The organism is Nodosilinea sp. P-1105 (genome assembly GCF_012911975.1).
Classification (GTDB): Bacteria; Cyanobacteriota; Cyanobacteriia; order Phormidesmidales; family Phormidesmidaceae; genus Nodosilinea.
In genome coordinates this window covers 1-12,737 of the sequence record NZ_SMDQ01000101.1, presented here as the reverse complement: position 1 = coordinate 12,737, position 12,737 = coordinate 1, and the positions used below count along the sequence as shown (strand labels likewise).

Genomic DNA, 12,737 nt, shown 5'->3' with positions numbered 1-12,737 from the left:
CATCCCCCCACCTCCCCCACCCCCTCCTCCTCCTCCTCGCCGCCCACCTCCTCGGTGCCACCCTCTACCTCTGGCCCACCCCTAACCCTGCCGACCAGGCGATCGCCCTGGGCATGGTACAGGGCAATGTGCCCACCCGCGAAAAGCTGACCGCCGCTGGCATTGCCCAGGCGTTCGATGGCTATACCCAGGGCTATCGCACCCTGGCGGCCCAGGGGGTGGATGCGGTGGTCACCCCCGAGGGGGCGATTCCGTTGATTTGGCAGCCCAACTTGCCCCAGTTTGCCGCCCTGACCCGCACCGTTGCCCAGGCCGGGGTGCCCCTGTGGCTGGGTACCGTGATGCCCAGCACCGCTGCCGAGGGCCATGCCCAAACCCTGCTAGAACTGCGCCCTACCGATCAGGGAATGGCAGTACCCCAGGCTCGCTATGACAAGGTGCAACTGGTGCCCCTGGGGGAATACATGCCGCTGGAGCCGATTTTGGGGCAGCTGATTGGTCGGCTGTCGCCCATGGATAGTTACCTGGTGCCGGGTCGGCCTGATCAGCGGTTTGAGCCCAGCCTGGGGCCAGGGATTGTGGGGGTTTGCTACGAGTCGGCCTACCCCCGGCTGTTTCGGCGCCAGGCCAGAGCGGGGGGGGAATATATTGTCACGGTGTCTAACAATGACCCCTACCCCCTGGGGATGATGCGCCAGCACCACGGGTTTGATGTGCTGCGGGCGGTGGAAAGCGATCGCTGGGCGATTCGGGTGACGAATACGGGGTTGTCGGGGCTGGTGGATGGCCACGGTCGCACCCGCTGGTTAGCGCCGACCCACACCTATGTGGCGCACAGGGCGACGCTATACCGTCATCCCTGGGCCACGCCCTACGTTACCCTAGGGGATTGGCTCACCCCTCTGCTGGTAGGCCTCACCGCGATCGGGGTGGTCCGTCGGCCTGCTAGCCGTGGGGTACGGCGATAAATGAAGTATCGCGAAAATACCCAGGCTATTTAATCAAGCTTTGACTAAGATGGAATCCTCAGGGCACATCGGGTAACGTATTTCGTCTTATTAAGTTGGTCTCGGTATCAGGTGAGGGCTAATGTCCGTGATTACACGGAAGCTTTACAGGCCTGATGGCTTCGCTAAACTATGTGGGTATCTTGATCTGTAAGCTCGGGTCCGTTGGGTGTTTGCCCGCTTGAGGTTTATGGGTCAATATCCCAAGCACACGGAGCACCCGCCCCCTGGTGTCGGGTTCGAGGTTTACCAGGGTATTGTCAGGGTCTGTCTGCCCCCCGGCAGGCTCTAGGGCTGTGGCAGGGCCAGGTATGGCGCTGCTGATGCGAGTTCTAGATGTTGTTGTTTGGCTAATCGGTCTTTGAAAATGCATCGTCATCTACTGCGGCAGGTTTGGCGGCTTCCTAAAGCGGCGCTGAAGCGATTAGTGACTGGGTTGTTGCGGGTTGTTTTGTTGGCGAACCGACCGTCCCGTTGGGCGCGGTCGGGTTTTGTGTTGCCGACGACGGTGTTGTTGACGCTGATGGTGGTGTTGACGGCGACGGCACTTGCCTATCGCACCTTTACCCGCAGTGATATGGCGATCTCCCAGCGGGAGCAAGTGAGAGTCGCTAATGTGGCTGCCCCAGCAGTAGATCGGGCCAGAGCCAAAATTGAGTTCTTATTTAACAATGATCCACGTCTGACTGGCGGGTTGCCTACCAGCGACTTTTTGGCCAGCATGATGCTGGATGAACCCTATATTACTGATTTGTCTGCATTGCCTGGCGATCCATTTACCCTCCCGGATGAAGAGCGGCTGGATATCAATGGTGACAATACGTTAGATAACGCCTGGCGTTTTGACGATAACGGCGAAACTATCGTTTATTCAATTTTGGTGGATGACATTGGCCCCAAAGATATCTCCCCTGATAGTGCTGAAGCGATCAGAATCCAAGATCCAGTCAATGAAGACAAAGCCCAGGCTTTAGTGACCCGCACCGGGCCTGTTGCGGCTACAGCGGCTTCGCCAGCCTGTGTGAACGCCCGGTCTGAAGCTGGTTGGCAGGTAGTAGACCAGGGTAGCAGTGCCAGTCTGCAAAAGAATTTTCAGATCAATGTCTTTGTGCCTAACGAAAGTGACGCGAATAGCACAGTAGAATCCTTTGAGTTTCAGCAATCCCGCATTGCCGACCGGGGTAATAAGTGGGCTGCCTGGTTCCGCTATGACTTAGAAGCTTATCCTGGTTCACCCTTCACAATCAATGGGGCTATGCACACAGATGGCAACCTCATTCTTGGTGGATTCCAGAATAACTCTAGTTTTGAGTCCTATAAAATTAGCTCTCACAACTCTTGCGTATATGGCAGAGAAGCGTCAGAGGTAACTGTTGGCGTTGGTAGAAATAATGACGATTTCCAAGGCCAAATTGTTAAAGGAACAGTCGTTCAAGATTCCTATGGTGGTCAAGGCCCTGTTACCATTCATGTCTGGGATGGCGATAATCAGGAACCAGTCACCAATAGACAGCTAACTGATAATAATGATTCGGTTAGAAATGGTAGTCCTGGCGATGTTGCGTCCAACCCCTTGGTTCTGTTTACTGCAGATCGATTAGAGAGTAACAATGCTGCAACCTGGCAGCGAGATGCGGCGTGGTTAAATAATCCGATTCATGCTGGTGAGCGTGATGGTGCCTCTCGTGTGCTCAACAAGCGGGTGCCGAAGCCTTTTGTAGACGACTTGTTTAGGGCCGATAACAGATGGGGGCCAAAGCCTCGCTATGATGAAACTGACACAAGCCTGGATATTACCCAAAATGCTAGAGATCTTGGTGATGAGATTAGTACTACTGGTTTCGAGAAGTTAAGGGACCCTGTCGAAGGATTAGATGGCTACTGGGAACGGCAGGCCATTGCCCATGGTTTGCGTCTTGTGGTAGGTGAACGCCTAGAGCTAGGAAACCCCGTAGAGTGGAATCTTGATCCCTCAGTGGGTGAGGTGGCTGAAAATGCCGATCGTCTATATCCGCCTAGTGCAGAGCGCACAGTAGGTAACAAGATCGGTGCTAATGAGTATCGCCAAAAGCGTTCTCTGCGAGACAATTTGGCCGCAGTTCAGAGCATGGCAGTTTACCACTTTGAAGGGGGTGGTATGGCCAGTGACGGCGAATTCCCGATGGCTTGCTATGCATTAACAGCTCACCCTGGTACCAGGAAGAGCATTGCTAACAGCAGAACCTTTGGTCAATGGTTGTCGGGTGGCCCTAGAACTGACTTTTTCAATGGCCAGGGAACCAATGGCTGGGAGTTTAAATACCATGATGACTTTGATAAAGCCAGTGAGTTTGCAACACAAGTTGCTGCAAATCAGCCGTTAGGGAAAGCATTAAGGAACTTAGCTCACTTTGCTGGCGATCCTAACGGTGGTGCTCCATCTTTCCCTGCTGTACAAGATAGCCTTGTGCACCCCTACCCTCAACAAGCCATGTGGGGAGATTTTTCCAACCTACGAAGGATCATTGATGCTGGCGGGCTAAATAGTGATAGTGCCTTTAATGATCTGAGCCCTGCTGACAAGTCAACAGTTCACACTGCTGCTTGTACTCTTGGGGTTCTGGCCTACAACATGGGCAAGGAACTCCAAGATTTTAAGATTCTTATGAGTGATCCTCCTCCTCCTGGCTTTCCAAACCTCCAAAGCATCAGCCAACGATTTAATAACTTGATTGGCAGAATCGCTCTATATATTGCCAACGACACACCTCCCGGACCTCAATATAGTGGTCTCGTTCAAGAGTTGACCGGGCTTGGCCTAGATAGGAATTCATGGATTAATAGGCGAATTGTACCTATTGTTAGGAATGAAAGGGCTAAAAGAGATCCCGTCACAGGAGACCTTGTAACCACTGCCAATGGAAACTTAATTATCCTGGGTGATAGTGGCGAAGATTTAATTGACGGCATTCCTCTGGAGACTGAAAGAGACCCAGTCACCAATCAAGAAGTCGTCGTTGAGATGGATAACGATCCTTATGCAGGTAACGCAGCTACTCTAACTTACTTAAGGACAAAGGCTGATCAATACCTTAGGGAGAACCAAAGGAATCGTTTCCTTGGCAATCTAAAAGATGCCAGTGGCAATGATATTGCTGACACCCAAGGAAGATCTCCAGGAGGAGCTTCAGAATATTTCAACCAGGTTGAATTTGAGCAATGGAAAAAAATCCTTCCCTATGGAACAGGAAACCTGAATGAAGATAATGCTCGACTATTTGAGGATTATGCAAACCGGGTCAACCGTATATACGCCCTAATTAGAGACCGTGACTTGGGTTTCAAAGAAGGCCAAACGGCCAAGACATTTGAAGAAGGCGGTAGAGAGCTAGACTGGGATGCTGACACTGGTTATTTAGTTACTGTTGACTACGGTACTGGTAATATCCCTATTAGCCTTAGAACCAATTGCGACCCTAATGTTTTTAGGCCAATTTTGGCTGGTGGCGGTGGCGGTGACGACAACGTCGGTGTATCGGGTCTAGTAGGCTGCAGTCAGCGCAGTAATATGCCCGTTAAATTCCCCTCCCTTTACTACCTGTTTCCTCTAGAAGAGCATGATCATGACGGAGCAGATTATCACGCTCAACCGCAGGAGGAGGAGTATATCAGTCAGGATTACATCCGCGATGAAAATAGTGACTTCGATTTTGAAATCGTCACTAAGTCTGAGGCAAATGATACTGCCATCATTGAAGGGGTTAAAGAAATTGCTGCAGTACCTAAAGCGGTAAATCTATCTGACTGGGTCTTGCCTGTAACTGGTGACCGACCTCGGCTCCCTGCTGAGCCTACTCACGCCCAAATTAATGCAGCACCCTTTAGAATTAACTTGCCAGGTACTACAGCTGCTGCTGATGTAGCCTTCCTAGACAAGGGCATGTTCGATGGCCGAGAGCAAATGGCCATTCGAGTGCTGGATATGGATATGGCTACCTTGACCTCTGAAGAGCCTAATGGAGCTACAACCCCCTGGATCCCTGATATTCAGTGTGATCCAGATGATCTAGATGGTCCGGACTGCAACACCTTCAGTGAAGGGATTGTCTATGCCTTCCGCGAAGATGCGGTGCGTGAAGACGAAATTGTGCGGCCTAAGCGAGCCAATCAAGATGCTGACGACTGCTTGACTGTTGCAGCCATTACCACGGCCAACTGTCGGATGCGCACAACTCCAGACGATGAACAAGATCCGCCTCTGACGGAATGGGGTGTTAGTCTCAAGCCTGTGGACTTTGTGGCAGATCCTGATCGTCGTCCCCACGGCTTCCGGTTCCGCAACGGAGCTGACATGAGCGCTGGCAGAACCCGCGATGTAGGGATGACCTTTGTTACCGATAACAGTGCCTACGTCCAGGGTGACTTTAACCGTCACTTTGGCAGGGTCAGACACATTAATAACGCCGGAACCCAAGTAACAGCTGGTGCTGACTCGATTATGGAAGAGTTCCGGGCCACTGTTATGGACAAGGTGTGGACTGAGGCTAACTTCTACACAGCCAGGACTGAACAAGGCGATGGCGGTTTGAACCTGAACTTTGCCCGACCAGAAACAGATACCTGGCGACCCGTAGAAATTCTGGCTGATGCCTTTACCATCCTGTCTGGCAGCTTAATTGATGGTGCAGCAGAGGACACCTTCACTATTGCCAGACCCGGCAATACACAGCCAACTAACACCTCTTACATGAATCAAAGTCGTCCAGATGATGATCTGACAGGCGATGGGTTAGTACGGGAAAACGGGGTTGGCTCCCCGGTGTGGATTAACCGCAACGGTGATGCCTTCATCGACGATGGCCCTGTTAGTGAGGAAGTAGCCGCTGGTGATTGGACTGGCCTCAGGGATAGTGATGGCAATCGTCGCAGTAATCTTCACCGGATTGATGAAGATGACGTACGAGTGAATGCCGTGTTTATTGGCGGTATTGTGCCGAGCCGTCCGGAACAGGCTTATGGTGGGTTGCACAACTTTCCGCGCCTAATCGAGCACTGGCGAGAAGGTGGTAACCAACGCCCTCTGATTATCAGCGGTGCCTTCTTACAACTCAACTTTGCTACAGCGTCTACGGGGCCTTTTGAGCACGATGCTTGGGAACCGGGGGCTAGCCCTGATAACAGTGAGCGTCTCGGCTACTACTTCCCACCCCTGAGACGGTGGGGTTATGACCCAGGCTTGCTATACTACCCGCCAGCCGCAGCGGCTCGACGCTTTATCTCGGTAGGGACTCCTCGTAACGAGTACTTCCGCGAACTACCTGCTAACGATCCCTATATCAACCTGCTGCGCTGTGCCAGGGAAGAGGGTGAATTCATCTTTGATCCACCAATCAGGGGTGACAGTTGCCCAACGTCTAACTAAGCGCCTTCACGCTCCCCCCACTGGGGGGAGTCAGTCCATCAAATAGGGCATGTACCATGTTGATTCCATTCCGTGACCATTGCCGATTACCCCTGGGGTCAAATCTCAAACCGATGACTAGGTTAGGGAATAACCCTCAAGAGCAAGGGCTAACGTTGATTGAGTGCTTAGTAGCCATCATTATGGTTGCTCTAATGGCCGGAGCCATTGCCCCAGTCATGGTGATTTCGGTTGCCACTCGGGTCAATAGTCAAAGGGCAGAGCAGGCCCTGGCCCTGGCCCAAGGTGAAATTGACACGACCCGGGTTTTGGTGGAACGGGGCGATTATGCGGCGGCAGATTTACCCCCAGTTGCTCAGGGTGTTACTGATCGAGGGATTCGTGATGCGGATGGTCCCGATCTAAGCGTCACTGATGAGTCTAGCTTTGACTATGCTCAACCGATCGATATAGATGGTGATGGGCAGGACAACTTTTTGGTGCAGCGGTTTAGGGCAGCAGGACAGTTGGGGGCAGACGGGACTCCTATTGCCTTTGCCATGGGAGTGCGAGTCTATGACATCAATGTTGACGGTACAGGTAACTTGCCTACTGATCCAGCGTCTCTAGCCATAACAAGTGGTGAAGGCGATCGTTCCAGTCGTCCGCTAGCAGCTTTGTACACCACCATTGCTGTAGGCGAGCAGGGCGATTCTTTGTGTGACTTTATTGAATATACCAATCGTCGACGAGAGACCCCGCTGTCTGATGCCCAGCTTAGTATTCCTCCTACTTGCAACCCACCCAATACATCGGATGATGCTGCTGACGAATCGGCCGATAACACCTAGCTTTAACAACCCTCCAACACTCCACTGGTCGACTATCCTGTCTTGATTTCATACGCTTCTATCTACTTTTCATTTGGCAGTACCTGACCCATGACCTTCCCTCTGTCGCCTAAAACCATAAGCCGCTTAATCTTGCGAAAAGATAAGAGTCACCAGCAGGGTTTCACCCTGATTGAGTTACTGGTTTCACTTATCGTTGGTTCCCTGATTGTGGGCACCATGCTGTATTTCTTGGTCGAGTTATTAGGTGTCAATGCTAGGGAAGAACGACTCACCCAGGCTCAGCAAGATACTCGACGCGCCCTAGACTACATCAGTCGCGATCTGCGAGAGGCCATTTTTGTTTATGCCGATCCTGAGGCGATCGCTGACCAGCTTAGCGATGCTCCTGCTGATAGTACTGCCGTTGTGGCCTTTTGGCGATTGCGACCGATTACTATCGATCGACCTAATGTAGCTGGCACAGCGACTAGCTTAGGTACATGTCCTGCAAATCGCGCTGATGACTGTGAAATTTTGCGGGTACGCCACAACGTTTATGATTTGGTTGTGTATTTTTCTCGGGAAAATCAACCGGGAGAGATCTGGTCTGGCCCAAACCGCATTGTACGCTACGAACTGACGAAGTACGCCCATGTGGGTAATTTAACTCCTACCCCTGGCTATGTAGATCCTTCTATGTTAGGCAGCGATTTTCCAACTTGGGAGCCTGATGGCGATACCCGAGGTAACGCTGTTGTGCTAACCGACTCGATCAGTGACCATGATGAGGATATAGCGGTCGGCTGTCCTAGGGCAAATATGCTTCAATTTCCAGCAGACTCGAACAATTTCTTTACCTGTGTCATTGATGACAGCGAGGATAATGGTGACGACGACGATGACAATGATGCAGTGCCAACAGCCTTAGGTCAAAACCAAAGTTTGTACGTTTTCCTCAGAGGTAGCATCGCTGATAGGGGGGCTGACCGTCCGCTTACCTTTGGACCAACTAGTGATAGAAGCAGCTTACCTACTTTAAATACCGAAGTTCAGGTGCGGGGTGTGCTTGAAAAATTTAGTGACAGCACTGACTAGCGATACGATACTAACGATTAATGACGCTAGGTAAGCCAAATATGGCGATTCTTTGTCCAGCTAGCTCTTCCATCTCTTATAAGCGGTGTTTGCAATGTCCTCCTTCCTCCCAAATAAAGCTAAGCAAACGGCTGGGTTCACCCTGCTAGAGGTGTTAGTGGTGGTCATCATTGCTGGCATCCTAGCGGCGATCGCGGCACCGGGTTGGCTAGCATTCCTCAATCGCCAGCGCATGGGTGCCGTCAGAAGCGACCTGACCCAAGTGCTGAGAAACGCCCAACAAAGCGCTATTCAGTTGCGCCAAGACACCACCGTTGCGATTGACGAAGATGCCGACGTCCCTACCGTCACTGTCAGAGGCTTAGCCCAGGTGCTTGGCGACGATAGCAATAACCCCGGTGGCATTCAGCTATCTGCCACCGAGGATGAGATTACCTTCGACTATCAAGGCCTAGTCAGAAATGCTGATAGCCTTCCTATCGTCATCAGCATTAGCCCCGAAAATGCTACCGCCCAGCAGTGCGTGATTGTTGCCAGCATCCTCGGCAACATCAAAACCGCCGAAGGCGACACCTGCGACAACCCCGATGTCTCAGCCGCTCCAGCTGACTAACCCACCGATCAAGCTAAGGAATTTACAGGGGCAAATCTTTCAGGCCCTACGGCGGGGCTAGATCCCAGGGTTCTTGGACCTGTTCACCACGCTTTTGGGGCATACCAAGGTAGAACCCTGAGATCTCTTGGCATATGGCATCCTGCGCCGACATTCTCGCCCACCCTATACGGTTAATCGGCAACCCTAGTGCAGCGTCAAGTCTTGAATTTAGGGTTAGCAGATGTAGAGATTTGTTGGCACCAAGGTCCGAAATCCCCTCCCTTGGAGGCCTGCGCTGAGCGTGTCGAAGTGGGTAGGGGTGGGTCAAGCAAGCCCGAAAGAACCCACCCCGCCCTCCGGGCACCCCTCCCAGGAGGGGACCACCCCGCCCTCCGGGCACCCCTCCCAGGAGGGGACCACCCCGCCCTCCGGGCACCCCTCCCAGGAGGGGACCACCCCGCCCTTTCCTGCGGAACGCTTTTCCTCGGAACGCTTCGCGAACGCGAACGGGCACCCCTCCGTGGGAGGGGATGAAAGGTCCTGACGTGTTGAAGCAACCTCCCTGAAGATCCAAGACTTTTGCAAAGCACTTACCCTAATTTTTAGTCTTGACAGACCACTAGCTTTTCCCCAACCCACAAGCCCCCTTCCCACGGCCAATCCCTTCATCCTTCATCCTTCATCCTTCATCCTTTTCACCTCATCCGCCGATAGCTCGGGCGGCGGCGGCGGCTGGTCATAATCCAGCGACAACTCATAGGCCGCCTCATCATAAATAGCCGCCAACGCCCCCTGCAAATCCAGCGGCACATCCGGGTCAGGGGCTTGTAGCGGCACCGGCACCACCGGCAACCTCATCGACAACGCGATCGGCCACAGCTCCATCTGCGTCGCCCCAGCCCGAGTCAGCGCCACACAATAGGGCACCACCGGCAATCGGGGCTGGTCAAACGGCCTTTTCCCCCGCCGCAGCAAATCCAGCTCCAGCAAATGCACCCCCGCCTCATACAACCGCCGCCGCTTCTGGCGATAGGCCGTTAGCCCAGGCTCCCGCTTGTTAACCGGCGACAAAATCTCAATACTGGTGATCAGTCGATTCCCGGCTGTATCGCGAATCTCCACATTGGTCACCCGTACAGATACCGCCTGGTGAACAGGCAAACGCAAACCCGGCGGTGTAATGGTTAGCGTGCTAGCCTCACCCGGCTCTGGGGTTGAACGGCGGCTTGCAGACGACTCCAACACCTCCACATCAGGGTAAAGAATCCCCACCTCTCCCTCAGGAAACGGATCTTCCGCCAGGTAAACCTCCAACCGAGCCGCATACTTAGGGCGCAGCAATGGGGTCAACTGCTGTCGAATTTTGCTGGCCAGGGCGCTATGAACATCCGGCCACAAGTAGCCTTCAAGATAAGGGTCCATTCCAGGAAATGGTGACGGCATAGGATTGGCCTTTGCAGTGCTATGCCTACTCTAATCTAACTTTCACCGCAGTTCGGCATCAGGTGACGTTTAGAAAACTTTCTACCGAGTGGTGGGCAATGCCCACCCTACGAAGGCTGCTAGGGCTCACCGTAGACCGTGAACCGTGAACCCCTTCCGCCCTCTGCCTTCTGCCTTCTGCCTTCTGCCCTCTGCCTTCTGCCTACTGCCTCCTGCCTTTCTTACTTCAGCCACCCCTTCAGCCGAGAAGCCACCTGGGGACGGCGCAGCTTACGCATCGCCTTGGTTTGAATTTGCCGCACCCGTTCGCGAGATAAGTTGAAAATACTGCCCACTTCTTCTAACGTATGGGTCTCGCCCGTGGTCAACCCATAGCGCAGGGTAATAATATCTTTTTCCCGCTCAGACAACACCTCCGACAACACGCTAGTGATTTCCTGGCGCATCATATTTTCGCTGATTTGCGACTCTGGGGTTTGGGTTCTGCTATCCTCTAGCAGTTCCATCAACTCCGTATCTTCCCCTTTCCCCACCCGGTGATTTAAAGATAAGGAACGTCGCCGTACCTGTTGCAAACTTCTGAGTTGATCAACGGTCACATCCAGGGCTTCGGCCAGTTCTTGTTCAGTGGGGTTGCGCTGCAAATCCCGGCGCAGATCCCGGTGGGCTTTCTTTAGCTTATTCAGCTTTTCCACAATGTGAATCGGTAGCCGAATCGTGCGGGCATCGTTAGCAATGGTGCGGGTGATCCCCTGGCGAATCCACCAGTAGGCATAGGTCGAAAATTTATAGCCCTTATCGGGATCAAATTTCTCGGTGGCTCGGTTTAATCCGAGCGCCCCCTCCTGGATTAAATCCAGAAAAGGCACCCCTCTATTTAAATAACGCTTGGCGATGGAGACCACTAACCGCAGGTTAGATCGAATCATCCGTCGCTTTGCTGCCCGTCCTTCTTGCAGTTTTCGGCTGAACTCTGCGCTAGAGACGTTGAGTTTCTCAATCAGTTCCTGGCGAGTGGGCTTACGGCCTAGCGCTTTTTGCAATTTTTCGCTAGCATTATCAACTTTGGCCAAAAACCGCACCTGTCGGGCCAGCTCGATCTCCTCACTGGGTTGCAACAGCGGGTAGCGGGCCATCTCTTTAAAGAAAGCCCCAACCGCATCATCAGTAATGGTTTTGGTATAACCTGATAGCCCCATTTCTGACAGCGCTTCCGATTGAGAAAACCGCGCTAAGACTTCTCGGTCTTCATCCCAAGCTGGCGACTCAGCCGTTCCAGAACCTTCTGCCGAGGCCACTTTTTCTGCCGCCCGATTTAAGTCTGACTCGAACTCATCCATCGGTTCGTCTGGCCAGGCAATAGAACTATCTGTATTGGAATTAAACGTAGTGGTCATGGGGGTAATTAAAGCTGTTATGCCTACCGACTTGAAGCATGTATATCGAATTGCTTAAGAATGTAGCAACCCGTTTTACAAGGTTCTGATTTATCCGATTGAATTTGTGAGTCCACAATACGGATTTTTCCAGAGATTCCCAGGCAATGTAACATTTCTTTGGCATCTTGCGTAGTGTAACAGCCAAATTCAAAAATGAACCTTCGACTTTAGGAAAATCTTGGCCATTTTTTTGGTATCCTCGAATTTTTTGCGTTGGTATTGATCAAAGTCTGGGGTGGCCCCCTCAGTCAGTCACTCGCCGATGGGTTCCTGTTGGCTTGCTCAGCGATCCCGATAGGGTCTAATTCAGATCCCGACGACAGATCTGAAGCGACGGTACAGTACAGCTAGAACGCCGGTACAGATCCCAGGGTTCTGCCCTGGGATGCCCCGAAACTCATGGCCAATCAGCCTAAGAACCTGGAATCTTGGCAGTCTGTACTGATGCTCTAGACGCTCGGTTTCTTCCTGGGCTGCTGCACCAGGCGCCGTTGGCGACAGTGTGGAAGCCGGGTCGCTGTGGGTCGATCTATAAACAGATCTGGAGGCAATTGATCAGTCGAAATACCTATTAGTCCCACCAGAAATCAGCCCACCCTTCCTGATACCTGACCCACGGGTTCGCCCGATCTGAAGAACGAAAATAGAAAAAGGAAGAACGAAGGGCACAGCCTGCCCGTAGCGGCAAGAATCCAAAATCCAAAATCGAGCTGACCCACCCCTGCCCCTCCCAGGAGGGGATGCCAAAATCCAAAATCCAAAATTCTCCCACCCCCCATTCCCCGCCAGGGCGGACACCCAGGTCCGCCCCTACGTTACCTCGCCGCCATCTTCCTCTTGCCTCCATTGCCATTCCCCGCCAGGGCGGACACCCAGGTCCGCCCCTACGCCATCTTCCCCACCCCACACATATCCACCCATCCCCCCATCCCCCCATCCCCCCAT

Annotated in this window: 7 protein-coding genes; 5 read left to right on the top strand and 2 right to left on the bottom strand. The window is 52.8% G+C overall.

Features of this window, described 5'->3' with window-relative positions:
- From lnt to E1H13_RS25020, 5 genes are all read left to right on the top strand, one after another.
- Positions 1–968 (top strand): apolipoprotein N-acyltransferase (gene lnt, locus E1H13_RS25040; protein ID WP_169617696.1); only part of this gene is annotated, 968 nt, incomplete at its 5' end.
- A gap of 406 nt (positions 969–1,374) precedes the next feature.
- A complete protein-coding gene (gene hpsA, locus E1H13_RS25035) occupies positions 1,375–6,408 on the top strand; it encodes a hormogonium polysaccharide biosynthesis protein HpsA (protein ID WP_240966848.1) in 5,034 nt (1,677 codons plus the stop codon).
- A 182-nt stretch (positions 6,409–6,590) separates the two neighbouring features.
- The gene (locus tag E1H13_RS25030; protein ID WP_169617694.1) at positions 6,591–7,238 is read left to right on the top strand and encodes a hypothetical protein; all 648 of its coding nucleotides are present in this window, start codon (positions 6,591–6,593) and stop codon (positions 7,236–7,238) included.
- Between the two features lie 90 nt (positions 7,239–7,328).
- A complete protein-coding gene (locus E1H13_RS25025) occupies positions 7,329–8,315 on the top strand; it encodes a prepilin-type N-terminal cleavage/methylation domain-containing protein (protein WP_206071058.1) in 987 nt (328 codons plus the stop codon).
- A gap of 94 nt (positions 8,316–8,409) precedes the next feature.
- Positions 8,410–8,928 (top strand): prepilin-type N-terminal cleavage/methylation domain-containing protein, encoded by a 519-nt coding sequence (locus E1H13_RS25020; RefSeq protein WP_169617692.1) that lies wholly within the window; start codon positions 8,410–8,412, stop codon positions 8,926–8,928.
- A 654-nt stretch (positions 8,929–9,582) separates the two neighbouring features.
- Here the strand turns inward: E1H13_RS25020 and E1H13_RS25015 are convergent.
- Positions 9,583–10,353 (bottom strand): DUF4058 family protein, encoded by a 771-nt coding sequence (locus tag E1H13_RS25015; protein ID WP_169617691.1) that lies wholly within the window; start codon positions 10,351–10,353, stop codon positions 9,583–9,585.
- A 221-nt stretch (positions 10,354–10,574) separates the two neighbouring features.
- Entirely contained in the window at positions 10,575–11,750 is a 1,176-nt protein-coding gene (locus E1H13_RS25010) for an RNA polymerase sigma factor, RpoD/SigA family (protein WP_240966847.1), read from the bottom strand.
- Between the last annotated feature and the right edge of the window lie 987 nt (positions 11,751–12,737).

What these genes read in the sequence shown, in the direction of transcription:
- hpsA (WP_240966848.1), top strand. Translation starts at nt 1,375, where the DNA reads ATGCATCGTCATCTACTGCGGCAGGTTTGGCGGCTTCCTAAAGCGGCG.
- E1H13_RS25030 (WP_169617694.1), top strand. Translation starts at nt 6,591, where the DNA reads ATGGTTGCTCTAATGGCCGGAGCCATTGCCCCAGTCATGGTGATTTCG.
- E1H13_RS25010 (WP_240966847.1), bottom strand. Translation starts at nt 11,750, where the DNA reads ATGACCACTACGTTTAATTCCAATACAGATAGTTCTATTGCCTGGCCA.
- E1H13_RS25015 (WP_169617691.1), bottom strand. Translation starts at nt 10,353, where the DNA reads ATGCCGTCACCATTTCCTGGAATGGACCCTTATCTTGAAGGCTACTTG.
- E1H13_RS25020 (WP_169617692.1), top strand. Translation starts at nt 8,410, where the DNA reads ATGTCCTCCTTCCTCCCAAATAAAGCTAAGCAAACGGCTGGGTTCACC.
- E1H13_RS25025 (WP_206071058.1), top strand. Translation starts at nt 7,329, where the DNA reads ATGACCTTCCCTCTGTCGCCTAAAACCATAAGCCGCTTAATCTTGCGA.